Raw genomic sequence first — 23534 nt, 5'->3', positions numbered from 1 at the left:
CCTGCAACTTTTTTGTTGTTATTGCACTGCGATGTCTGTTGTCACGGCGCCGGGCGGTCGAGGCCGGCCCTGACGTAGTTGCGACTGTGGGCGCCAAAGTGGCGCAGCAACTGCACCAACTGTTCGTTGAGCTGGGCATGGTCGTAGCGTTCGGCGGGCAATTGGTTGCCCGCACTGAAGCTCTGGGTCGCCCCGGGCGTCGCCAGCCACTGGCCGATGGCCTCGTCGAACGCCACCGCCTGGGCATCCGCCTCGGCGCTGACTACCTGGCGCAGGTAATCGGTCGAATAAGCCGGGTAATCGGCGTCCCGGGAGGCGTCGGCATAGGCCGTCAGCATCGGGTTGCTCGCCCCCGTCAGCAGCAGGTGGCGCAGCCAGGCGAACTGGTAGCGCTCCACCTCGTTGTGGCGCGTGGCGACACGCTCGATCGCCGCCCGCTTGTCACTGTCATAGCCAGCCAGGGCCTTGCCCTCCATCAGCAGCATGCTGGTCAGGTCATCGCCCGGCAGCGTGGTGGCGTGATACGGCTGGGTCAGGTCCTGCAGGTAGTGCATGCCCCAGCCCAGGAAGCGATAGCCCCAGTAGGGATGGCCATTGGCGAAGGCAAAACGCGCCAGGCCGAAGTACTGGTAGGCCCGCCAGTCCGGCCAATTGCGCAGCAGGAACGGCGCCGCGACGTAGACCACCGCGCTCTCGTGGAAGAAGCCCATATGGAACGGCGCCTGGGAGCTGTACTGGAAACGCGCATCGCCAAACGACTGCACGCCGAAGCCATACAACGCGCCGACGGCCCCCGGGTTATCGCTGAACAGATTGATATCGTGACCGTAGTCCGGCTCGTCCGCAGCGGTCGCCAGCACGGCCAGTGGCGCGACCTGCTGCCCCGGCTGCAGTTGAATGAAGCGCTGGCGATTCCACGGCGAAAGCGTTTGCTCGACCATCACTTCGGCGGCCTTGAGCTGCGGGCGCCCCGCCAGGTCCTCGCCGGGCATGGGCTGGATCACCTGGGCCAGGTGGATCTGCGGGTTGACCCGCAGGGCCATGAGCAAGTCCCGGCGCAGATCGGCCCCAGGTTGCGGCGCCAGGCGCAGGTTGTCGGGGCGCGGCGGATAGTCGGGGAAGTGGCTGCGGGCGAAGTTCTCCTGCTCGTCCAGCAAAGCCACCAGGCCTGGATACTGCTCGGACACAAACTGCTCGAGGGACTCGACCGCCACCTCGGGCGCCTCGCGCAAGGCGGGCAAATCCCGCAAGGCCAGGTAGCTGCCCACGCTGTGATTGGACCATGCACCGGCCAAGGGCGACAGACTGCACAGCCCCAGGCACAGCAGCAACGACGGCAACTTCATGGCTTTACGCTCTTGTTGTAGATGCGTTCAGCCTAACAATCCGGGTACCCCCCGACACTGTCCGATCTTGCCAAAAAGACTCTCCAATAGCGCCATACAGCCTGGGTCTACGCCGGGTAGCCGGTAATCTCGCGAATACTCTGGTACAGCGGCTTGAGCTGGCGATACATGTGCAGGTAGACCTCACGGTACAAGCGGTCGTACATCTGTTGCGCCTCGGGCTGGGGCATGAACACCTCGGCGGTACGGGTCATGGCCGCGATGGCGGTATCGAAGTCCGCGTACAGCCCAAGCCCCACCGCACAGGCAATCGCCGCCCCCAGTCCAGAGGCCTCGTAGACATGCGGGCGCTCGGCGGGCAGGCCGAAGATATCGGCGGTCAGTTGCATCGCCGCATCGCTCTGGGAACCGCCCCCGGCCACGCGCAAACGCTTGATCGACAGTTTCGAACGGCGCTCGATACGCTCCTTGCCCTGGCGCAGGGCATAGGCCAGGCCCTCGAGGATCGCCCGGTAGATATGGGCCCGGGTGTGCACGTCGCCAAAGCCGATCATCGCCCCCTTGGCCTCTACACCCGGCTCGCGGATGCCCGGCGACCAGTAGGGTTGCAGGGTCAGGCCCATGGAGCCGGGCGGCACCGCGTTGACCAGCGCATCGAACAACTGCTCCGGCTCCAGGCCCTGCTCCCGGGCCTGCTGCATTTCCCGCAGGCCGAACTCGTTCTTGAACCAACTGACCATCCAGTAGCCGCGATAGATCATCACCTCGCAGTTGTAGTGATCGGGGATTGCCGCCGGATACGGCGGGATCAGCGGGACTATCTCCAGGTAGCGCGAGCGCGTGGTGGTGATGGTCGCCGTGGTGCCGTAGGACAGGCACGCAGTCGTCGCCTCCACCACGCCGGAACCGAGCACTTCGCAGGCCTTGTCGGAGCCGGCGGCAATCAGTGGCAGGCCCTCGGGGATCCCGGTATGGCGGCTGGCCTCGGCGGTGATGCGGCCCAACTCTTCTCCCGGCTTGTACAGGCGCGGCAGTTGCTGCGCACGCACCGCCAGGGCCTGCCATTTCCAGTCCCGGGGCGCGGCCCAGCGCAGGTGCTTGAAGTCGAAGGGCAAGTAGCCCACGCAGCACCCCACCGAGTCGACAAAACGCCCGGTCAGGCGATGGCTGAGAAAGCCCGAGAGCAGCAGGAACTTGTCCGTGGCGGCCCAGATATCCGGCTGATGCTGGGCGATCCAGTTGGCCTCGGCCTGGGCGCGGAAGTAGTCCACCGTGGCCTCGGCGCCGATCAACTTGAACAGCCAGCCCCAGGGCCCCTTGATCCCGCCCTCCGGCTCGCACTGGCGCTGGTCGAGCCAAAGGATGGCCGGGCGCAGCGCCCGACCCTGGGCATCGACATTGATCAAGGTGCCGCGCTGGGTGGTCAGGGACACGCCACGGATCAGGCTGCGGTCGATGCCGGTCTGCGCCCACAACTGCTGGCAGGCCTCCCCCAGCTTGCTCCAGTAGTAATCCGGGTCCTGCTCGGCCCAGCCGGGCTGAGTGGAGTAGTAGGCCTGCAACTCGACCTTGCCTTTGCCCAGCAGGTTGCCCTGCAGGTCGAACAACAGCGCGCGGACACTCTGGGTGCCGTTGTCGATCGCCAGCACATAGTGTTTGTCGGGGGAATTGTTATCCACGAAGCTCTCTTTATTCATGACGCGCTCTTCAGATCGAGGCGGACGGGACGCTGTGATGGCGTTGCCAGAGTTGCAGGTAGCGCTGCTGTTCCTGTTCCCAGCGCGCGTCGTCCCAGCCCAGGCGCGGCTGACATAGCCGACGGATGTCTGGCAGGTAGTGGGCGGCGCCGTCGGGCAGTAGCAACCCCAGACGGGTGCGCCGCAATAACAGGTCGTCCAGGTGCAGGACCATCTCGGCCTCGGCGGCAAAGGCCAGCTCTGCCCACAGGGTATCGCTGGCGCCGACACACTCGCTGCCCAGACTATGTATCAGGCTGGCCAGGCGGGGCAGGTCGCGGCCATGGCGCCCGGCCAGGCGCCGCCTGCCGGCATCGCTCAGCCCGGGGATCGCCTGCCGCGACACAGCCTGGAACACTGGCGCGCCGTCATCCTCCAGGGGCTTCCCGAGCATCCCGGCACAGGCCCGCAGCACCTCGATGGCCTGGGGCCTGAAGGTGGTCAGCTTGCCCCCCGCCAGGGTCACGCAGCCCGGTTCCTGCCACAGCACATGTTCGCGGGTTTCATTGGAGGGTTTGGCCTGGGAATCGGCGGCGCCCACCACCGGGCGCACCCCGGACCAGGTGCACAGCACGTCCGCCGCCGTCACCTCGGCCTGGGGAAATGGCTGGGCGCAAGCCTCCAACAGGTAGTCGAGTTCTTCACGGGTAATGCTCGCCTCGAGGTCCAGGTCCTCGCGATGATCCAGGTCGGTGGTGCCCACCACGGTGGCCCCTTCCCAGGGAAACACGAACACCGGGCGACCGTCGCGCCGATGCATAAAACTGAAGGCATGGGCCACCGGCAAGCGCCAGCCAGGCAACAACAAATGACTGCCACGCAAGGGCCGCAACTGCCGCTGCCCGCCGCCCGGTTGCAAGCGTTCAGCCCAGGCGCCGGTGGCGACCGCCAGCACCGCGCAACGCACTCGCATAACGGCGCCGCCTTGCGCGTCTTCGACCTCGACCCCACACACCCGCCCGTCCTCGCGCAGCAACTGGCGCACCCGCAGGCCATTGAGCGCCCAGGCGCCATCGGCGCGGGCCTCGGCCAACACGCGCATGACCAGGCGGGCATCGTCGGTCAGCGCATCGCGAAACTGCGACGCCCCCAGCAGCCCCGGCTCCATCAGCCCCGGCGCCAGGTAGCGCAGTTGTGCAGGCCGGTGGAACTGCCGGCTGCGGCAACCGGCCAGGGCGTCATACACCCGCAGCAAGCCGCCGAACACCCGCGGCCCGGGAAACCCGCCACGATAGTGCGGCATCAAAAAACTCAGGGGCTCCACCAACCCCGGTGCTTCGCCCATCAGGCGCTGACGCTCGCGTACCGAATCGCGCGCCAGGCGCCACTGGCCCTTGGCGATATAGCGCAGGCCGCCATGGACCATTTTTGAAGAACGGCTGGAGGTGCCCCAGGCAAAATCCCGTTGCTCCAGCAGCAGGCAGCGCCAGCCGCGCCGGGCCGCCTCGCGCAGGATCCCGGCGCCGCTGATGCCGCCGCCAATCACAATCAAGTCCCAGGGTTCACGCGCCAGTTGCGGCAACACGGCCTCGCGCCATTGGGCATTCCAGTCATCGCTCATGGGCCTAGTCTTCCAGCAGGGTGCCGGGGTTCAGACGCCCGGCCGGATCGAAATGCCGGCTCAGGCTGTGCAGCGCAGCCATCGCCAATTCGCCCTTCTCCCTCGGCAGGTAAGGCGCGTGGTCCTTGCCCACACCATGCTGATGGCTGATGGTGCCGTGGTTTTCGACGATGGTGCGGCTGGCCACCTGTTTGAGGGCTTTCCAGCGCTCCAGGGTGGCCGGGTAGTCCGCCGCCGGGCGGAACACATAGCTGGTGTAGATGCTCGAACCTTCGCCATAGACATGGGACAGGTGGGTGAACACATGGACACGCTCGCCCTCGGCCGCCAGGCAGTCGCGCAGGCTGGCCTCGATCGCGTGCAGCAGGGCGTCGACATGGCACCAGTCGGTCGCGGTCTCCAGGGTGTCGACCACGTAGCCGGCATGCCAGAGGTTCTCCCGCAGGTAGGGGAAGCGAAAGCGGTTCTGTTGCCACTTCTTGCCCAGCAGGGTGCCGGTAAACACCCCGCCAAAAGCCTTGAGGTGCTGGCGCGCCTGGCGCAACGACAAGGCATTCTGCCGACGATTGCCGGTGACCCCAAAGGTCAGCAGGCATTTGCCTTCGCCCGCTCCGCGCAGTGCCAGGTAGCGTTCCAACCAGGCGATTTGATTGGGATGGCCGGCCAGCGCCAGTTGGGTCTGGGTTTCCATGGCATTGGACAGGCGCAGCATCGACAGCGGCACCCGGGCCTGCACCAGTTGGCGGATCGCCTGCAGGGCCTTGGGCCAATCTGGCAGGAATACGCCGTAGAAGCGCTCGTCCTCGGGCAACGCGCTGACCCGGACCTTGACCTGGGAGATGATGCCGAACCGCCCTTCACTGCCCAGCACCACTTCCCGCAGGTCGGGGCCCGCGGCCGAGGCCGGGAAGCTCGGGATTTCCAGGGGCCCGGCGAAAGTCTCCAGGGTGCCGCCGGCAAACAGTTGCTCGATCCGCCCATAGCGCAGCGATTGCTGGCCACTCGATCGGCTGGCCACCCAGCCGCCCAGGGTCGACAGCTCCCAGGACTGCGGGAAGTGCCCCAGGGTGTAGCCTTTGGCACGCAGCTGGCTCTCCACCTGGGGCCCACTGGCACCGGGGCCAAAGGTAGCGATCAGGCTTTGTTCGTCGAGGTCGAGCAGGCGGTTCATGTGGGCCAGGGACACCGTCAGCACCGGGCGCGTGGATGCCGGCGGGTTGATATGCCCGGCCACCGAGGTGCCGCCGCCGTAGGGAATCAGGCACAGGTCGGCACTGTCGGCCAGGGCCAGCAGCTGGCGGATCTGCTCGACCGTTTCCGGCAGGGCCACAGCATCCGGGTACCGGCCCAGCGCACCTTCACGCAGGGCCAGCCAGTCCGGCAGGCTCTGGCCGCGGGCATGCATCAGGCGATCCCGGGGCTCGATACTGTAAAGCGGATGGGGCGCCAGGCGCGACGCGGGCACCGCGGCCAGGGCGCGGTCCAGGCTGGCGTCCGGCAGGGTGTGCCCGTCGCCCAATCGCTCGCGCAGAAACGCGGCCCCATGGGCGGGCATCTCCATCTGCGTAGTTTCTTCGCCCCAGCCGTTCCAGCGTCGCATGCCTGTTTCTCCCAGCAGATCTTATGATTTTCAGTGCCCCCATACTAAACAGCCGGTGCGCGCTGTCACGGTCGCATCGGGACAGATGGAGTAGCCAATTGGGTCAATCGCTGTATTACCGGATGTATCCACGGGAGCATTTACTTTAGTCACGATTTCAAATTACCTTGCCTGCCATCGACGCGCGCAAGGCACTGCCGCCAGCAACACCCCGCAAGGAACCCGATCATGCAGACACTCGGCTCTACCTCCGTCCCCCCTCTGCTGAAGTACCTGCGCCATGCCGAACAGCTTGGCGTGGCAACCGCCCCCGCACTGGAGGCGGCCGGGATCACTGTCGGCCAACTGGACGACAACAGCCTGCGCCTGCCCGTGGAAGCCCACGAACGCCTGCTGGGGTACTTCTGCGAACATTCCGGGGACTTGCTGTTCGGGCTCAATTCGGCGCGCTTCGTGTTGCCCAACTCGTGGAGCGTGCTCGGCTACATCACCATGAACTGCGCGACCCTGGGCGAGGCGATGAACCGCATCATGCCGTTCGAAAAACTGGTGGGCGACATGGGCACCAGCCGCGCGGAAATGGTCCATGACCAGGTGCGACTGATCTGGAACTGCCGCCACCAGCAGCCGCAGATCCGCCGGCACATGGTGGAAAACGTCCTGGCGTCCTGGCTGGTGTATGCCCGCTGGATCGCCGACACTGAACTGTCACCAAGCCAGGTGTTGCTCGAACACCCGCTGCCGGACGGCGCACAACTAAGCCAGTACGAGGACTTCTTCGGCTGCCCGGTGTTGTTCGAACAGCCCTGCTCGGCCCTGGTGGCGCCCTTGAGCTACCTGCAAACGCCCCTGCGCCAGGCCGATGCGCAATTGCTGCGCACCCTGGAAGAACATGCCCTGGCCCTGATGGCCTCACTGGACGATTCAACCCTGGCGCTGCGGGTGAAAAACGCCCTGCGCCAGTTGCTCAAGGAAGGCCTGCCGCGCAAGGAACAGGTGGCCGAGCAGTTCGCCATGTCGGTGCGCACCCTACAACGCCAGTTGCAGCAGGCCGGCACGTCCTACCAGCAGATCCTCGACGACCTGCGCCAGGAACTGGCCGAGCACTACCTGCTGCACAGCGACCTGCCGATCCAGGACATCGCCCAATACCTGGGTTTCACCGAGCCGCGCTCGTTCCACCGCACCTTCAAGAGCCGCACCGGCATGCCGCCGGGCGAGTATCGGCAGACCCATCGGGGCAGTTGAGGCCGAACATCACAGGCGCTCCAGCCCCAACCCCTCAATCAAATCCTCCCCTGCTTCATCCGCCCGCCAGCGCCGACTGGAGATGCGCATGGTGTAGCGCCGCCGATACTCCGAAGGCGTCAGCCCCGTACTGCGCAAAAACAGGCGCCGAAATGCACTGGCGTCTTGATAACCGCAGTACTCCATGACTTCCGTCAGGTCGATCAGGGTCACTTCCAGTAACTGCTTGGCGCGCTCAACCCGCAGGCGATGCAGGTAATCCAGGGGGGTCATGCCCTCCACCTCTTTGAAGTGACGCAGCAAGGTCCGCGGGCTGGCGGTCGCGGCCTGGGCGACCTCGTCCAGGCTGTAGGGCGTCTGAATATGCTGTTGCAGCCACTGCTTGGCGCGGAACACCACACTGTCGCGGGTTTTTACCGAGATGCCGGGGAAATTCAGGCTTGAGTGTTCAAAGCGCATCGGGTGATAAAGCAGGCCATTGGTCGCGACCTGGGCCATTTCTTCGCCGGCGAAGTGCCGGATCAACTCCACCATCAAATCGCAGACCGCCGCCGGGGCTCCAGCGGTGAACACCGGGCCGTCGACCACCACCGGGCCTTCCATCGCCAATTGCACCTTCGTAAAGGCGCACGCGAACCAATTGGCAATCATCCAGGTGACCGTCGCCCGCCGGCCATCCAGGACGCCTGCACGCGCGAGCATCACCGCGCCATTGAAGCTGGCAGCAATCACGCGCCCTTGGGCGTGGTAACGCGCGATGCAGTTCAGCTCGGCGGTGCATTGATCGAGAACATGGTTCAGGTCCGGCACGCTTTTCATCTGCACGCCGGGAACAAACAGGGCTGTCTGCGAGGGTCGCAGGGTTTTGCGGCCTGCGTTGGGCGGACGCATTGGCGCCAGCCAGTCGGGAAGCGGCAGCTCATTGCCCGCCGCATCGATCAGGCGCCAGTGAAAAAACGCGCCGCGCTTATCCGGGTTGCGCAACTGCCAGAGGCTGTTAAAGGTGCGCAGCATGTCGATCACGCTAAACAGCGTGCCAGTAAGACTGTGCGGGCCATGCAATAAATCGACGCGGACATTCATGGGCTTACCTGGCGATATTGGATTTATTGTTGGCGATATTAGCCCTGCCTTTTCACGCTGTCTCCCGACCGCTCGCCCAGCCTGCGTGATGCTCCTTTAAAAACAGGGTCGAACCGCCTTTTCACCTGGCTTTTAACAGTCAATTGCCCGGGATTTTTACTGGCGATATTGGCTTTATCGCTGTCGGTACTCGCCTTATTACCGAGACCGCTTCGACGATAGACTGAAAAACACCTGAGCTGCGCAAAGAAAAAAACAAGGGTATCAGTCAGTGAAAACAACAATAAGAAACACCGGCAAGCCTGTGATGGCAGGGTTGGCCACGGCCTTGCTCAGTGCTGGCATCGGCACTCCAGTCACCGCAGGAGAACTGGTGTTCAGTGACCTCAAGTCAGGGCTGGGGAATGGCATGCAATGGCAACATGAAGACACCCGCCTGCAGGTAAAAGGCGCCTTGGCCCTGGGCACAGTGCGACGCATGGACGACCCGAGCCACCGCCTGACCAGTGCCGAATACGGTATGAACCTGTTCAACGACGGCAACCTCAACTACAAGCGCGGCGATGCGGTTTCAACGTCAGCCGAAGCCTACCTGCAAGCGGACCTCAGCCACCGTAACCTCGGGGTTTTCGTCAGTGCAAAGGGTTGGTACGACTACACCCAGAAACACCAGGACGTCGGGCATGGCAGCGTCCCCAACGGCTATCGCTCGGGAGAACCACTCAGTGATTCGGGGTTCGATTCCCTGGCGCGCTTCTCCAATGCGGTGTTCAACGACGCCTATGTCTACGGCAATTTCCAGCCCGCCGGGCATGATCTGCTGGTGCGCCTGGGCGACCAGGCGATCCCTTGGGTCACGCCCACCACCATCAGCGGTGGCTTGCAGGCAGTGAACGCGTTTGACTGGGCCGCCGCACGCCGCGCCACCTCGATTGCCGAAGCCCGCACCGTGCCGATGCCGACCCTGTACGCCAAGCTGGCCCTGACCGAGAACCTGTCGGTGGATGCGTTCAATCAGTTTGAATTGCGCCCCAGTGCCTACTCTGGCTGTGGCACATTTCTGTCGACCAGCGACTACGCCCAACCCGGCTGCAACCAATTTATCCTTAACGGCAGCGTGATGAGCGCGATAGCAGGCCGACCGATCTCGACCACTGACGGCCAGGCCCTCAACAACCCCTTGGATCACGTGGCCCGCGGCCCGGACCATCGCCCAGGCAACAATCAATACGGCGCCAGCCTGCAGTATTTATGGAAGGACGTCGGGTTGTTCGGCTTGTATTTCGCCGACTACAGCAGCCGGGAAGCGCTGACACAAGTCATGCGTACCGGCCCCGGCGTACTGACACCACCGGCCGCGAACGTGGGGGTGGCAACACCCACTGGAGTGGCGGCCTATTATCAACGCGCCTACCCAACCCGCATTCGCCTGTACGCCCTCAACTTCAAGACACGGCTACCGGGCGGCACCGGGATTTATGCCGAATACAGCTACCGCCCCAATCAACCGATCGCCTGGAACGGCGCTGACTTTATTGCCGGGCTGCTCGCCGGCAGCGGGCCGATGGGCTACCTGTCCAAAACCCCGACGGGCTACCTGGCAAGCGGCTACGACCGCTTCCACGTCAGCCAATTGAATCTCGGCGCCAGCCACCCTTTTGGCCAAGTGCTGGGCGGTGCGATGAAGCTATCGGCAGAAGCCGGGTTGAAATATGTACATGACCTGCCCGACACCGACCAGATCCGTTACGGACGCCCCGGTTTTGGCAGTGCGCCCTACGGCAAAGCGGCGAAGTGCACAGGCCCTGCGGCCAGATGTGCGGATGACGGATTTATCACGCCGTTTGCCTGGGGTACCCGTATCAAAGGGGAAATCATCTACAGGAATGTGTTGCCCGGGCTGGACCTGACGCCTTCGCTGACACTCGTCTATGACATCGAGGGGCATGCCTATGACGGGGTATTTTCCGAAGGCCGCTACGCGCAAATACTCGGTGTGAAGGGTGATTACAAAAGCACTTACACCTTCGATCTCAGCTACCTGAACACCGGTGGCGGCGATTACAACCTGGTGGCAGATCGCAGCCTGTTAGAGGCCAGTGTCGGTATTCGCTTCTAGCAGCCCCCCTTAAAACAAGGCCATAACCATGAGTTCATTTACCGATAGCCGACGCCCGCTCGTCGTTGCCCTGCTGATGACAGTGGTGATCATCAGCGTGCTGGACAAGACCATTTTTGCCTTCGCCGGCCCGCAGATCATTGATGAGTTAAAGCTCACGCCAGCACAGTTCGGTTTTATCAGCAGCGCGTTCTTTTTTCTTTATTCGATCTCTGGGGTACTGGTGGGTTTTCTCGCCAACCGTATGCCGAGTCGCTGGATTCTCTCCGGCATGGCCCTGGTATGGATGACCGCCCAATTGCTCGCGGCCCTGTCCACCAGTTTCTTCACCCTGCTGGCCAGCCGCATCCTGCTCGGTGCCGGTTGCGGCCCGGGCACGGCGGTGACCCAGCACGCCTGCTTCAAGTGGTACACCAGCCGAGAGCGGGTGCTGCCAGCAGCGCTGATCCAGGTCGCAATCATGCTCGGCGCGATTGCCGGAGCGGTCGCCCTGCCCAAGCTGATCGAGCAGTACGGCTGGCGCACGGGCTATGTGCTGCTGGCCGGTGTCGGCCTGGTGTGGCTGCTGCTGTGGCAACGTTATGGCCGTGAAGGCCAGCATGACGATACACGGGACACCCAGGGCGACCTGCTGCCCACGCTGCCCTACAAGCGCCTGTTGCTCAACCGCACGTTTGTCTGCATTACCCTGGTCGCGTTCTGCAGCTACCTGCCCAATGCCTTGCTCTACAGCTGGCTGCCCACCTACCTGCAAAGGGGCCTGGGCATGACCCCGATGCAATCGGGGTACCTGGTGCTGGCCACCACCCTGGGGGTGATCTTTATCAACTTGCTGGTTTCCAGCCTGGCGCAACGCGCGATGAAACGCGGCGCCAGCCTGCGCAAGGCGATGGTTGTGCCGCCGCTGCTGGCGTGCCTGGTCGCCGCCGTCACCTACATCCTGATGGGTTTTACCAGCACCAGCCTGACGGTGACCCTGGGGTTTTTCCTGCTCGGCAGCATCCTCCTCAACCTGCTGTCGGCCTTCGGTTTCAGCATCGTTGCCCACATCGCCCCGGCCCGCCAGCGCGGGAGCATGCTGGCGATCCATATTGCGCTGCTGACCACTGCCGGCATGCTCGCGCCAGTGCTGGTCGGCCAGGCCATTGGCTGGCAGAACGGCGACCTGGTGACCGGCTTCGAGCTGGCTATCGGCCTGTTCGGCATTGCCCTGCTGGTGTTCAGCCTGCTGGGCCTGGTACTGATCGACCCGGAGCGCAGTCGTCGTGAACTCCTTGCCAGCACTCCCAGCGCAGCTTTTGAGGCCACCAGCCCGGCCTAAACCGCGCAGTGATTGCCCACCACTTTGAGCGCTGCGCGCGGCGCCCAGCACGACTGCCAATAGGGAACACCCGATGGACTTATCCTGCTTTTCACAAAGCTACGCCGAAGCTCGGCAAAAATTCCTCCAGGCCTGTGCCAATGCGGGTCTGGAGGCTCAATCTCATCCTCACCCACTACCGGGTATTGATGGCGAGGAACTGGCCCTGGATGTGGTATTTGCCGGCTCACCAAAGGCCACCAACCTGCTGGTCCTGAGCAGCGGCGTACATGGTGTGGAAGGCTTCTGCGGCTCGGCCGTACAGGTTGATCACCTGCGCAACCGCGAGTGGGGGGAGCACTGCCAGCGCCAGGACCTGGCGGTGCTGTACCTGCATGCGATCAACCCCTACGGCTTCTCCTGGCTGCGCCGGGTCAACGAAGACAATATCGACCTCAATCGTAACTTCATTGACTTCAACCAACCGCTGCCCGACAACCCAGACTACCGCGCCCTCGCCCCGCTGCTGCTTCCCCGCCGGCAACCACGCACCCTGCTCAGCACGTTGGGCCTGGCCGGATATGCGCTGCGACATGGCACCAAAGCCCTACAGTCAGCCATTACCCGGGGCCAACACAGCCACCCTGAAGGCCTGTTTTACGCAGGCGCGGCCCCCGCCTGGAGCAACCTGCAACTACGCCAGATTATCCGTCGCCTGGGCAACCACTGCCGGCGCATCGGCTGGATCGATGTGCACACCGGGCTAGGCCCGTGTGGCGTGGGTGAGCGGATCTATAAAGGGCTCAACCACCCCAACGATATTGCGCGGGCACGAAGCTGGTGGGGCGCGCAGGTCACGGCCAGCGCAGACGGAACCTCCTCGTCGGCCATGCTCAATGGCACCCTGGATCTGGCCGTGATGGAGGAATGCCCGCACGCGCAATACAACGGCTTGACCCTGGAATACGGCACCCAGCCAGGGCCACGGGTACTTGAAGCGCTACGTGCCGATCACTGGCTGCACGCCCATCCGGATACGGCACAAGCCCGACGGGTGCAGATCAAGCGCCAGTTGCGCGATGCCTTCTACATCGACACCGAACTCTGGAAGCGCCGGGTCCTGGAACAAGCCCGAGAAGTGACTGCGCTGACCCTGCGCGGTCTTGCCACGCGCCTTGAATGACAAAAATGCCCACTATCGGTGGGGTACCCACTCAAACCACAGAGGATGTTCATGATGAGTGCATATTTGGTGCAAGCGTTAAAAGAGGTCATGCAAAAGGTCCAGACCCGTCTCGACCAGCATCAGGATGAGGTCGTCACCACACTCAGCCGCGTAGCCACGGGCGAGCTGAAGATGACCGAGACGCTCAGCCCCGATGAGCAGGAGTGCGCCCGACTGCTGTTCGGCTGGGTGGCGCAGGAGGGCCCGCAAAAGGTGTTTGCCGCGATCCAGCCCGTGTTGGCCGATCCTGCCAAGTTGAGCGCCGGCATCACCTTCGATGAAATCATCGAACGCCCGCCGTTCGGGATCATCCCGCCGGCTCTCAAGCACATTGACCTGCGCGCCCTGACCCGACTCGCGGTACTTCTGGCCAGCTACATCTTTTATGAGCAATTCCACTACCCACAGCCAGAAACCGGGGTGTACGACATCTCGGGCAAGCCCTTCCAAAAACTCAAATGGCTTTACCGCTACTGGTTCAATCAACTTGAAGTGGCCGAGAAAGGCTCCGGGCTGGAGGAGCTGTTTGAGTCCCAGGCGTTCAACTTCTTCAACCTGAATCAATCACCGATAGACCCAGGCTTCGGCAACCCGCCTTTGCGTTCGGTCTCGGTTTCATGTGCCGGAGACCTGCTGGCGGTCGATGTCCTGACCCCGGAAAACACCCCGCACCTGTTCGACGACATCACGGATTTCTACAGCAGCGCAGACATCGTCAGCGCCAACCTGGAATCGACCGTTGACTGCCACAGAAAACCGGGACGCCATCAGGCCAAAGGGCAACCGGCCCAGATGAATACATCCGAGGCGATGTTCCGCAAGTTCCGTGACGAGGCGAAAATCAACTTCTTCAGTACCGCGACCAACCACGCCATGGACTGGGATGAACAAGGCGTACTCGCCACCCTCGATGTACTGAAAAAATCCGGCGCCTACTATGCCGGCACTGCCGCCAGCCAGGCCGAGCAGGATGACGTGGTGGTGGTGGAAAAAAACGGCATCAAGGTTGCCTTGCTGGCCTACACCTTTGACCTCAATGGCCGCGACCCATCGCCTGACAAGGCGTACCTGGCCAACGTGGTGCGCTTCAACGATGTAAACCCGGCGCCCGACTACTCACTGATCGAAAAACAGGTCGCCCGCGCCAAAGCCAAGGGGGCGGACTGGATCATCGCCTACTGCCACTGGGGCTGGGAGTTCGAGATGTACCCCCACCTCAATATCGTGGAAGCCGCACGCAAGGTGATTGCCTGCGGTGTAGACACGATCCTTGGCAACCATGCGCATGTCAGCCAGCCCGCAGAACTTATCCCGCGCCCTGGCAAGCAGGATGCGCTGGTGATCTACGCGTTCGGCGACTTCGTCAGTTATCACCCCGAAAGCCGTAACTCAAAACTGGCCTACACCCTCAAATTCAGCATCGGGAAATTCCTGGGTGTTACTCGCCTGTTCAACGTCAAGGCACTGCCTATCTACATCGTTAACGAAAGATTGGATGACACGCGTTTCAACTGCCGCATCGTCAAATTCTTCGATGTGCTGGAGAACCCGGATGGCTACGGGCTGACCGAGTTGGAGAAGAGCCAACTGCCCCATCTGCGGGACAAGGTGTGGAGCGATATTCTGTCGCCACTTTCCAGCCTCCCGGACTGATGTGAGCAACAGCGCCAAGCCTGCCTTACACGGCAGGCTTTTTTGTAGGGCCCTTGACTCTCCCCTATACGGCAGACCCTACGCTGAAGATCATTTCCCCAAGGGCTTTCCCGTGGTTCAGCGCATCCTGGTCATCCTCGGCCACTCCTCCAGCACCAGCTTCTGCTCGGCCCTCGCCGAGACCTACCTGCAATCGGCCAGAAACGCCGGGCATGAGGTACGTCTCCTGCGCCTGGGCGAGCTGACGTTCGACCCGATCCTGCACCATGCCTATCACCAGGCCCAACCCCTGGAGCCCGACTTGCTCGGCGCCCAATCCGACATCCTCTGGGCTACTCATCTGACGTTCGTGTTCCCCATCTGGTGGGGCGGTGTTCCGGCGTTGTTGAAGGGGTTTATCGATCGGATCTTCCTTGCCGGCTTCGCCTTCAAATACCGCAAGGGCAAGGCGTTCCCCGACAAGCTCTTGAAGGGCCGCACCGCCCACCTGCTGGTGACCATGGATACGCCACCGTGGTATTACCGCTGGTTCTACCGCATGCCCGGCGTGCACGAAATGCGCAAGACCACCCTTGAGTTTTGTGGCATCAAGCCGATCAAGACGTCGATGTTCGGCCCACTGCTGGGCTCTACTGCAGCGCAGCGCGACAAGTGGCTGAAGAAGGCCCGCACACTCTTTTAGGAAAGGACCTGCATGTACATCGGTAAAGCCGCGCAGTTGTCAGGCACGACGATCAAGGCGATTCGTCACTACGAGGACATCGGCTTGCTACCACCGCCGCAACGCGAGGGGCGGTATCGGGTGTATTCGGCACAGAGCGTTGAGCTGCTGACGTTTATCAAGTGCGCGCAGCAGTTGGGCTTCAAGCTCAAGGAGTTGCAGGGGATTCTTCACGGGTACCGTGGCAATGAACTGCCTTGGCAGCGCGCCAACCAGGCGATAGCACAAAAGAAACTCGAGTTGATGACGCAGATCCAAGCCCTGCAGCAAGTGCATGCAGGGCTGGTGGCGTTTGAGGGCAGCCTGGAACAGGCCCAGGGTCAGTGCCAGTTTGCACGTCTGGTGGAAACCGGCACGGCGCGCAACGGCTAGTTCAGCAGGTCGCCCCATTTGTTTTGCAGGGCGCGCTCATCTGCCAGGATTTCCCGCGTCATGCTGCCAACCCATTGCTGGGCAAAACCATTAGCTTCACGCAGCAGTACGATGTCATCGAGCTCGAAGTCGCCGGGTTTGGCCACGTCCTGATGCTCATCCAGCATCTTCCTGACCATTTCATTGAGCTGCTGCTTAGGAGCTGACGCCTTGGCTGTATGACTGAAAAAACCCGGCGTGCCAAAACGCCCCTCATTTGCCCCTCCACCCCCTATCTGCTAGTGTCGCGCCCGTTTACCGTCAACCGGAATAGCCGCCATGGCCCGCAAAAAAGTTGCACTCGATTTCGAACAATCCCTCGCCGACCTGCAAACCCTGGTCGAGCGTCTGGAGAACGGCGAGTTGTCGCTGGAAGACTCGTTGACGGCGTTCGAGCAAGGTATCGGCCTGACCCGCGACTGCCAGAGCGCCCTGGCGCAGGCGGAGCAGAAGGTCCAGGTATTGCTGGAACGGGATGGGGAGTTGGCCGAAGAACCTTTCGACGCGGAACAAGCGCAATGATCGACGTTTATCAGGCCAGCAGTCAGGCTCGGGTCAATGCTGCGCTCGAACCGCTGTTTGTGGCACCCAGCCCGGAGCTGGCCAGGTTGTATGAGGCCATGCGCTACAGCGTGATGAACGGCGGCAAGCGCGTACGGCCATTGCTCGCCTATGCGGCCTGCGAGGCGCTGGGCGTGGACGCCGCGCAAGCCAATGGCGCGGCGTGTGCGGTGGAGTTGATTCATGCCTATTCATTGGTGCATGACGATTTGCCGGCGATGGACGATGACGATCTGCGTCGCGGCCAGCCCACTACCCATAAAGCCTTTGACGAAGCCTGTGCGATCCTCGCGGGTGACGGCCTGCAAAGCCTGGCGTTCAGCGCCTTGCTTGATCCGCGCCTGAGCGGCGTGAATGCCGAGATCCGCCTGCGTATGGTCACCGCGTTGGCCAGCGCTGCGGGCCCGGCCGGTATGGTCGGGGGCCAGGCGATTGACCTGGGGTCGGTGGGCCTCAAGTTGGACCAGCAAGCCCTGGAATATATGCACCGGCACAAGACCGGTGCGCTGATCGAGGCTGCCGTGCACCTCGGCGCCCTGGCCAGTGGCCGCGCCGAAGCGGCGCAGTTGGCCGCCTTGCAGACCTATGCCCGGGCCATCGGCCTGGCGTTCCAGGTGCAGGACGATATTCTCGACGTAGAAAGCGATACCGCGACCCTCGGCAAGCGCCAGGGCGCCGATATTGCCCGTGACAAGCCGACCTATCCGTCACTGCTGGGTCTCGAAGCCGCCAAGGCCTATGCCCTGGAGCTGTGCGACCAGGCCCTGGCCGCCCTGCGACCATTCGACGCGGCAGCCGAGCCGCTGCGTGACCTGGCGCGGTATATCGTCGAACGCCGCCACTGATTACAGCGGCCTTTACCGCCGCATATCGGCCAAGTTCGGTGCTCTGCGTGGGCAGTTTGCGATGCTTGAGGTAAACTGCCGCCTCTTCTATACCTATAACGATTCGCCTGATGCCCACGACGTTTCAAGAGATTCCCCGCAAGCGCCCGACCACGCCTCTGCTGGACCGTGCTAACACGCCGGCCGGCCTGCGCCGCCTGGGTGAAGCCGAGCTGGAAACCCTGGCCGATGAGTTGCGCCTGGAATTGCTCTACACGGTCGGCCAGACCGGTGGGCATTTTGGTGCTGGCCTTGGCGTCATCGAGCTGACCATCGCGTTGCATTACGTATTCGACACCCCGGACGACCGGCTGGTGTGGGACGTGGGCCACCAGGCGTATCCGCACAAAATCCTCACCGGACGCCGCGAGCGCATGGCCACCTTGCGCCAGAAGGACGGCATCGCCGCCTTCCCGCGCCGCTCCGAGAGCGAATACGACACCTTTGGCGTCGGCCACTCCAGCACCTCGATCAGCGCAGCCCTGGGCATGGCGATTGCCGCCCGTCTGCAAAACAGCGATCGCAAGGCGATTGCCGTGATCGGTGATGGCGCACTGACAGCCGGCATGGCGTTTGAAGCGCTGAACCATGCGCCGGAAGTGGACGCCAACATGCTGGTGATCCTCAACGACAACGACATGTCGATCTCGCGCAATGTCGGTGGTTTGTCCAATTACCTGGCGAAGATCCTGTCCAGCCGCACCTACGCCAGCATGCGCGAGGGCAGCAAAAAAGTGCTGTCCCGCCTGCCCGGCGCCTGGGAAATTGCCCGCCGTACCGAAGAATACGCCAAGGGCATGCTGGTCCCCGGCACCCTGTTCGAAGAGCTGGGCTGGAACTATATCGGCCCTATCGACGGCCACGACCTGCCGACCCTGATCGCTACCCTGCGCAATATGCGCGACCTCAAGGGCCCGCAGTTCCTGCATATCGTCACCAAGAAAGGCAAAGGCTTCGCCCCGGCGGAAGTCGACCCGATTGGCTACCACGCCATCACCAAGCTCGAACCGCTGGACGCGCCCGTGGCGGCGCCGAAAAAGGCCAGTGGGCCGAAGTACTCCGGTGTGTTTGGCGAATGGCTGTGCGACATGGCCGCCGCCGATCCGCGCCTGGTGGGCATTACCCCGGCGATGAAGGAAGGCTCCGACCTGGTGGCGTTCAGCGAGCGTTTCCCGCTGCGCTACTTCGACGTGGCGATTGCCGAGCAACACGCAGTGACCTTTGCCGCTGGCATGGCCTGCGAAGGCGCCAAGCCCGTGGTGGCGATCTACTCCACGTTCCTGCAACGCGGTTATGACCAGCTTGTCCACGATGTGGCGGTGCAGAACCTCGACGTGCTGTTCGCCATCGACCGCGCCGGCTTGGTGGGCGAAGACGGCCCGACCCACGCCGGCAGCTTTGATCTGTCGTACTTGCGCTGCATCCCCGGCATGCTGGTGATGACCCCAAGCGACGAGAACGAGCTGCGCAAGATGCTCAGCACCGGCCACCTGTACAACGGCCCCGCAGCGGTACGCTACCCCCGTGGCAACGGCCCGAATGCGCTGATCGAGAAAGACCTGGAGCCGATCGAGATCGGCAAGGGCATCGTGCGGCGCCAGGGCAGCCAGACTGCGTTCCTGGTATTCGGCGTGCAACTGGCCGAAGCCCTGAAAGTGGCGGAAAAAATCGACGCCACCGTGATCGACATGCGCTTCGTCAAACCCCTGGATGAAGCCCTGGTGCGCGAGATCGCCGGCAGCCATCAATTGCTGGTAACGGTTGAAGAAAACGCCATCATGGGCGGCGCCGGTGCGGCAGTCAGTGAGTTCCTGGCGCGGGAGAATATCCTCAAGTCGGTGCTGCACCTGGGTTTGCCGGACATTTATGTGGAGCACGCCAAGCCGGCGCAGATGCTGGCTGAGTGCGGGCTGGATGAAGCGGGGATCGAGGCTGCGGTTCGCCAGCGCATGGCCTTGCTCGGCCTGTAAACCGGATCAAATTGTGGGAGCTGGCTGGCCTGCGATAGCATCACCCCGGTCTATCTGAAAGACCGAGGTGTCTGCATCGCAGGCAAGCCAGCTCCCACATTTGTTTTGTATTGCCTTGGAACCCATGGACGGCCCATGAAACACCTTCGACTTGCCCTGCCACTCCTGCTCCTACCCACTCCAGAGCTGCTCGCCGACACCCGCGACGCCGCCCTGAAGCTCCCCGATGTGGTCATCAGCGCCAACCGCCAGGTGCAGGCGCGCAATGACAGCAGCGCCGCCAACACCGTATTCACTCGCGACGATATCGACCGCCTGCAACCCTCCAGCGTGACCGACCTGCTCAGCCGCGTGCCCGGTGTACAAGTGGCGCGGACCGGTGGCCGGGGCAGCTTGCCGGGGATCTTCATACGCGGCACCAAGTCGGCGCAAAGCCTGGTGCTGGTGGATGGCCAGCGGATCGCCAATGCCACCTCTGGCGACAGTGGCCTGCAATACTTGAATGTCGACCAGATTGAACGGGTGGAAGTGCTGCGCGGATCGCGCTCGGTGATTTACGGCAGTGACGCGATTGGCGGGGTGATCCAGATATTTACCCGACGCAATGCCGGACCAGGCCTGCAACCGCGCCTGAAGTTGGGCTTTGGCAGCAACAATACCTGGGAGCGCAGCCTGGGCCTGTCGGGCGGTGATCAACGCACGCGCTTCAACCTGGGCGCGAGCCTGGATGACACGGCCGGTATCGACTGGAGCCACGCCTCCTTCCCCAGCGACCGCGACCATGATGCCTATCGCAATAAGTCGCTGAGTTTGAACCTCAGCCATGAGTTCAGCGATGAGCTGGAGGTGGGTTTTAACCTGCTGGATAGCCGGGGCAAGTCGGAATATGACAACAGCTTTGGACGTTATGATTTCGCCACGGGGCAAAGTGTCGGCCAAAAGCCCTATACCGACTACACCGTCAGCAGCGCCAGCGCTTACATCGACGCCCAACTCAACGAGGCCTGGCAGACCCGTGTAGAGCTGGGCCACAGCGAAAACCGCGACACCAAGCGCGACAAGCTCAGCACTGACTTCAGTGTGTTCAACACCTATCGCGACTCGATCAACTGGCAGAACGACCTGACGCTCGACCAGCAGAATAGCCTGATTCTGGGCGGTGATTGGTACGAGGACCGCATTCACAGCGACAAACCGTACAACGAAAACAGCCGGTGGAACCGTGCCGCGTTTATCCAGCATCGTTTCAAGGGGGAGTGGTTTTCCACCGAACTGGGGCTACGCCGCGACGACAACCAGCAATTCGGCGGGCAGAACAGTTGGAGCGGCACGCTGACCTTGCCGGTCAATAGCGATAACGACTTACTACTGAGTTACAGCGAAGGCTTTCGTGCGCCGAGCTTCAACGATCTGTACTACCCCGGCGGCAGCAACCCCAACCTCAAGCCCGAGCACTCGAAAAGCTATGAGTTGCAATGGCGCAGCCAACTGACCGACACCACACGCCTGGAAACCTCTCTGTATCGCACTGATCTCAAGGACGCCATCATCGCGCAGCAGCAGAATAAATACATTCCGTACAACGTCGCCACCGCCCGCATCAACGGCTTCGAAGCCGCCCTCAAGCAGGAGTTCTTCGGCTGGCAAGGCAACCTCGGCCTGTCGATCATCGACCCGCGCGACCGCAACAGCGGCCACACCCTGGCCCGTCGTGCCCGGCGCACCCTGAACCTGGACCTGGATCGGCAGTTCGACCAATTGAGCCTGGGCGCCAGTTGGCAGGCCATCAGCAGCAGCTACGACGCCGAAGACAACCAGAACCGGCTAGCGGGCTATTACCTGGTGGGATTGCGCAGCGGTTGGGCGCTGAATCGGGAAGTGGCGCTGTCGCTGAAGGTCGATAATCTGCTGGATCGCCGCTATACACGGGCGTGGTACAGCTATGACGATCCGAACTTCGCGAACAACCAGCCGTACCGCGAAGAAGGCCGGACGTGGATGCTTGGGGTGACGTGGACGCCGCAGCTCTGAGGTTATCCGGGCCGACGCCATCGCAGGCAAGCCAGCTCCCACATTTGTTCTGTGGTGTGGCCAAAATATTCTGCACTGCGGAGCTCCCACCTTTTGATGTGTGAATACAGTCAAATGTGGGAGCTGGCTTGCCTGCGATAGCGGTCTTAGCGGTTCGGCGCAATCACCTGACACAACCTCGCCACCGCCTCCACCATCTGCCCACTGGGCCGCTCCAGCCCTTTATCCGGCACGATCAGCAAGCGCCCCTGGGCCACCGCCGCCACCTGGGGCCAGGCCTTCCAGTCGTCCAGTTGCGCTTGATCCGCCGCCAGGATCACCTCGGGATCACGCTGCAACACCGACTCGATACTGACCTGCGGGGCTGGCAACTTGAGGTCGTCAAACACATTGCGCGCACCACATACGCTGAGCGCATCGCTGATGATCTGCCCACCGCCCACGGTGTACAGCGGTTGGTTCCAGACCTGGTAGAACACGCGCAACGGCTCGCTACGCTGATAACGCTGGCGCAACTCGGCCAAGCGTTGACGCAAGCGGTCGGCCAGTTGGCGACCGGCTTCGGCGCGGCCCAACTGTTGGGCGATGGCTTCGACCTGGCTGCTCAGTTGTTCAAGGCTATGGGGTTCGGCGACGTAGATCGGGATGTTCAAGCGCTTGAGCTGCTCGCGCTGGGCGGGGCCGACGCTGCCGGGCCAGAGCAGCAACAAGTCAGGCTGCAGGCTGAGCAGCCGCTCCAGATCCAACTGCCCATAACGGCCCACCGAGGGCACATTGCGCAGCGCGTCAGGCCGTTCGCCGCCGTCGAGCACGCCCACCAGCAGATCGCTCGCACCCAGCTCAACGACGATTTCAGATAGGGACGGTGCGAGGCTGACCACCCGCTCGACCGCCGCCGCCGACGCGCTGGCGGCCAGCAGCAGAACCGCCAGCCACAAGCGCATCAACCGAGCTGACGCGGGATGCGATAGAGGTAGAACAGCACCAGGGTCGACAAGGCCAGGAGAAACAGCGGCACTGCCTCCAGGCCGACGAACACGGCCAGCGCACCGATCCAGGCCGGGAACGCCGCGACCAGCAGCGCCGTGCGTCGACGAGCCGCGAGGGTGATCCAGGCGGCGGGCTCTTCAGGTGTATCCAGGGCCTTGGAGGTGGCAATCAGCGCATGTTTATAGCCATGGAAGTAACGCAGGCTGGCAAACATCGAGGCAACGCCGGCGATAAAGAACGGCATCGCCAACACTGGCAACAGCGGCTCGCCCTGACCAAACACCAGGTTGATCACGAACAACGGCAGCAACGCCAGCGCCAGGTACTGCCACCAACTGAAGGACAGCCGCCGCTTGACCTGGCCGCGCGTCACGCCCGGTCGACCTCGCCCTGATGCTCGTTGCCCATCATATGGTCGAGCTTGCTGGCTTTGGTCGCCAGGTAGAGTTTGTTGTGCGGGTTATGCCCGGTGTGCAGCGGCACGCGCTCGGCAACGGTGATGCCCATCTCGGTCAAGGCCTTGACCTTGCGCGGGTTGTTGGTCATCAGGCGCAGGGACTGGATGCCCAGGTGTTCGAGCATCGGCAGGCAGATGCCGTAGTCGCGCTGATCGGCGGCAAAGCCCAGGCGCTCATTGGCTTCTACGGTGTCGGCGCCGCCGTCTTGCAGTTCGTAGGCGCGGATCTTGTTCAGCAAACCAATGCCCCGGCCTTCCTGACGCAGATACAGCAGCACGCCACGGCCTTCACGGGCGATGGCTTGCAAGGCGGCTTCCAGTTGCGAACCGCAGTCGCAGCGCTGGCTGAACAGTGCGTCACCGGTCAGGCACTCGGAGTGCACGCGGCCCAGGACCGGGGCGCCATCGGCCACATCGCCCAGGCTAAGCACGACATGCTCGCGCCCGGAGGCTTTTTCAAGAAAGCCATGCATGGTAAACGTGGCAAAAGGGGTAGGCAGCTTGGAAGCAGCGACGAAAACGACGGGCACCGTGTGCTCCTGATTTCAGATTTCACAGAGGCAGGCATTGTAACAGCACGTTCCTACAGACGCTTAAGCTGAATTATCGCTGATAAAGATCAATCGGTTCGATTGGCC

19 protein-coding genes and 1 pseudogene are annotated in these 23534 nt (G+C 62.8%); 11 read left to right on the top strand and 9 right to left on the bottom strand.

The annotated features are described in order from the left end of the window. Positions 1-41: 41 nt before the first annotated feature. The 4 genes from HBO12_RS05145 to HBO12_RS05130 form a co-directional block, all read right to left on the bottom strand. Complete coding sequence (locus HBO12_RS05145) at positions 42-1346, bottom strand: phospholipase (protein WP_170041663.1); 1305 nt, start codon at positions 1344-1346, stop codon at positions 42-44. A gap of 107 nt (positions 1347-1453) precedes the next feature. Beyond that, the gene (locus HBO12_RS05140) at positions 1454-3043 is read right to left on the bottom strand and encodes an FGGY-family carbohydrate kinase (protein WP_170041662.1); all 1590 of its coding nucleotides are present in this window, start codon (positions 3041-3043) and stop codon (positions 1454-1456) included. Between the two features lie 10 nt (positions 3044-3053). Continuing rightward, entirely contained in the window at positions 3054-4643 is a 1590-nt protein-coding gene (locus tag HBO12_RS05135) for a glycerol-3-phosphate dehydrogenase/oxidase (protein ID WP_170041661.1), read from the bottom strand. Positions 4644-4647: 4 nt separating this feature from the next. Then, the gene (locus HBO12_RS05130) at positions 4648-6243 is read right to left on the bottom strand and encodes an FAD-binding oxidoreductase (RefSeq protein ID WP_170041660.1); all 1596 of its coding nucleotides are present in this window, start codon (positions 6241-6243) and stop codon (positions 4648-4650) included. Between the two features lie 228 nt (positions 6244-6471). Here HBO12_RS05130 and gliR point away from each other — a divergent pair, with 228 nt between their 5' ends. Beyond that, entirely contained in the window at positions 6472-7491 is a 1020-nt protein-coding gene (gene gliR / locus HBO12_RS05125; protein WP_170041659.1) for an AraC family transcriptional regulator GliR, read from the top strand. Positions 7492-7500: 9 nt separating this feature from the next. On the opposite strand, the gene HBO12_RS05120 is transcribed toward gliR, so the two are convergent. Then, positions 7501-8574: a GlxA family transcriptional regulator gene (locus HBO12_RS05120; protein WP_170041658.1), complete on the bottom strand. Its 1074-nt coding sequence runs from the start codon at positions 8572-8574 to the stop codon at positions 7501-7503. Positions 8575-8845: 271 nt separating this feature from the next. Between HBO12_RS05120 and HBO12_RS05115 the strand changes: the two genes are divergently transcribed. The 6 genes and pseudogenes from HBO12_RS05115 to HBO12_RS05090 all read left to right on the top strand — a co-directional run bounded on the left by HBO12_RS05115 (position 8846) and on the right by HBO12_RS05090 (position 15964). Further along, positions 8846-10693 carry a DUF1302 domain-containing protein gene (locus HBO12_RS05115; protein ID WP_346343181.1) on the top strand — a complete coding sequence of 616 codons (1848 nt, stop codon included), beginning with the start codon at positions 8846-8848 and terminating at the stop codon, positions 10691-10693. Positions 10694-10721: 28 nt separating this feature from the next. Continuing rightward, positions 10722-12014 (top strand): MFS transporter, encoded by a 1293-nt coding sequence (locus HBO12_RS05110; protein ID WP_169951294.1) that lies wholly within the window; start codon positions 10722-10724, stop codon positions 12012-12014. 73 nt (positions 12015-12087) lie between these two features. Then, the gene (locus HBO12_RS05105; protein ID WP_170041657.1) at positions 12088-13176 is read left to right on the top strand and encodes a M14 family metallopeptidase; all 1089 of its coding nucleotides are present in this window, start codon (positions 12088-12090) and stop codon (positions 13174-13176) included. A 54-nt stretch (positions 13177-13230) separates the two neighbouring features. Then, positions 13231-14871, top strand: coding sequence for a CapA family protein (locus tag HBO12_RS05100; RefSeq protein ID WP_170041656.1), 1641 nt, complete (start codon positions 13231-13233; stop codon positions 14869-14871). 112 nt (positions 14872-14983) lie between these two features. Beyond that, positions 14984-15579, top strand: a pseudogene (locus tag HBO12_RS05095) (NAD(P)H-dependent oxidoreductase). Continuing rightward, complete coding sequence (locus tag HBO12_RS05090) at positions 15566-15964, top strand: MerR family transcriptional regulator (RefSeq protein WP_170041654.1); 399 nt, start codon at positions 15566-15568, stop codon at positions 15962-15964. The pseudogene HBO12_RS05095 and the gene HBO12_RS05090 overlap by 14 nt, the downstream one beginning before the upstream one ends. Here HBO12_RS05090 and HBO12_RS05085 read toward each other — a convergent pair. Next, positions 15961-16131: a hypothetical protein gene (locus HBO12_RS05085; protein WP_170041653.1), complete on the bottom strand. Its 171-nt coding sequence runs from the start codon at positions 16129-16131 to the stop codon at positions 15961-15963. The two genes, HBO12_RS05090 and HBO12_RS05085, sit on opposite strands and share 4 nt — an antisense overlap. 151 nt (positions 16132-16282) lie before the next feature. Here HBO12_RS05085 and HBO12_RS05080 point away from each other — a divergent pair, with 151 nt between their 5' ends. The 4 genes from HBO12_RS05080 to HBO12_RS05065 all read left to right on the top strand — a co-directional run bounded on the left by HBO12_RS05080 (position 16283) and on the right by HBO12_RS05065 (position 21449). Next, complete coding sequence (locus HBO12_RS05080; RefSeq protein WP_029299452.1) at positions 16283-16525, top strand: exodeoxyribonuclease VII small subunit; 243 nt, start codon at positions 16283-16285, stop codon at positions 16523-16525. Then, positions 16522-17409: a (2E,6E)-farnesyl diphosphate synthase gene (ispA, locus tag HBO12_RS05075; protein ID WP_169951308.1), complete on the top strand. Its 888-nt coding sequence runs from the start codon at positions 16522-16524 to the stop codon at positions 17407-17409. The genes HBO12_RS05080 and ispA overlap by 4 nt, the downstream gene beginning before the upstream one ends. Before the next feature lie 110 nt (positions 17410-17519). Beyond that, positions 17520-19418, top strand: a complete 1899-nt coding sequence (dxs, locus tag HBO12_RS05070) for a 1-deoxy-D-xylulose-5-phosphate synthase (RefSeq protein WP_170041652.1) — start codon at positions 17520-17522, stop codon at positions 19416-19418. A 135-nt stretch (positions 19419-19553) separates the two neighbouring features. Further along, on the top strand, positions 19554-21449 hold the full coding sequence (locus HBO12_RS05065; RefSeq protein WP_170041651.1) for a TonB-dependent receptor domain-containing protein: 1896 nt from the start codon (positions 19554-19556) through the stop codon (positions 21447-21449). Positions 21450-21595: 146 nt separating this feature from the next. On the opposite strand, the gene HBO12_RS05060 is transcribed toward HBO12_RS05065, so the two are convergent. From HBO12_RS05060 to ribA, 3 genes are read right to left on the bottom strand one after another with little or no spacing between them, the layout of a single operon-like run. Next, entirely contained in the window at positions 21596-22393 is a 798-nt protein-coding gene (locus HBO12_RS05060) for a cobalamin-binding protein (protein ID WP_170041650.1), read from the bottom strand. Then, the gene (locus HBO12_RS05055; RefSeq protein WP_169951318.1) at positions 22393-22812 is read right to left on the bottom strand and encodes a nuclear FMR1 interacting 1 family protein; all 420 of its coding nucleotides are present in this window, start codon (positions 22810-22812) and stop codon (positions 22393-22395) included. The genes HBO12_RS05060 and HBO12_RS05055 overlap by 1 nt, the downstream gene beginning before the upstream one ends. Continuing rightward, complete coding sequence (ribA, locus tag HBO12_RS05050) at positions 22809-23426, bottom strand: GTP cyclohydrolase II (protein ID WP_170041649.1); 618 nt, start codon at positions 23424-23426, stop codon at positions 22809-22811. The genes HBO12_RS05055 and ribA overlap by 4 nt, the downstream gene beginning before the upstream one ends. Positions 23427-23534: the final 108 nt, after the last annotated feature.

The sequence above is a fragment of the Pseudomonas sp. WS 5059 genome (assembly GCF_012985525.1).
GTDB lineage: Bacteria > Pseudomonadota > Gammaproteobacteria > Pseudomonadales > Pseudomonadaceae > Aquipseudomonas.
The sequence above is the reverse complement of the archived record's forward strand: the minus strand, read 5'-3'. Positions and strand labels throughout refer to the sequence as shown.

Coding starts and splice junctions, on each gene's coding strand:
- HBO12_RS05130 (WP_170041660.1), bottom strand. CDS start 6,243: ATGCGACGCTGGAACGGCTGGGGCGAAGAAACTACGCAGATGGAGATG.
- HBO12_RS05140 (WP_170041662.1), bottom strand. CDS start 3,043: ATGAATAAAGAGAGCTTCGTGGATAACAATTCCCCCGACAAACACTAT.
- ispA (WP_169951308.1), top strand. CDS start 16,522: ATGATCGACGTTTATCAGGCCAGCAGTCAGGCTCGGGTCAATGCTGCG.
- HBO12_RS05100 (WP_170041656.1), top strand. CDS start 13,231: ATGAGTGCATATTTGGTGCAAGCGTTAAAAGAGGTCATGCAAAAGGTC.
- HBO12_RS05080 (WP_029299452.1), top strand. CDS start 16,283: ATGGCCCGCAAAAAAGTTGCACTCGATTTCGAACAATCCCTCGCCGAC.
- HBO12_RS05135 (WP_170041661.1), bottom strand. CDS start 4,643: ATGAGCGATGACTGGAATGCCCAATGGCGCGAGGCCGTGTTGCCGCAA.
- dxs (WP_170041652.1), top strand. CDS start 17,520: ATGCCCACGACGTTTCAAGAGATTCCCCGCAAGCGCCCGACCACGCCT.
- gliR (WP_170041659.1), top strand. CDS start 6,472: ATGCAGACACTCGGCTCTACCTCCGTCCCCCCTCTGCTGAAGTACCTG.
- HBO12_RS05085 (WP_170041653.1), bottom strand. CDS start 16,131: ATGCTGGATGAGCATCAGGACGTGGCCAAACCCGGCGACTTCGAGCTC.
- HBO12_RS05145 (WP_170041663.1), bottom strand. CDS start 1,346: ATGAAGTTGCCGTCGTTGCTGCTGTGCCTGGGGCTGTGCAGTCTGTCG.
- HBO12_RS05110 (WP_169951294.1), top strand. CDS start 10,722: ATGAGTTCATTTACCGATAGCCGACGCCCGCTCGTCGTTGCCCTGCTG.
- HBO12_RS05065 (WP_170041651.1), top strand. CDS start 19,554: ATGAAACACCTTCGACTTGCCCTGCCACTCCTGCTCCTACCCACTCCA.
- HBO12_RS05105 (WP_170041657.1), top strand. CDS start 12,088: ATGGACTTATCCTGCTTTTCACAAAGCTACGCCGAAGCTCGGCAAAAA.
- HBO12_RS05060 (WP_170041650.1), bottom strand. CDS start 22,393: ATGCGCTTGTGGCTGGCGGTTCTGCTGCTGGCCGCCAGCGCGTCGGCG.
- HBO12_RS05120 (WP_170041658.1), bottom strand. CDS start 8,574: ATGAATGTCCGCGTCGATTTATTGCATGGCCCGCACAGTCTTACTGGC.
- HBO12_RS05090 (WP_170041654.1), top strand. CDS start 15,566: ATGTACATCGGTAAAGCCGCGCAGTTGTCAGGCACGACGATCAAGGCG.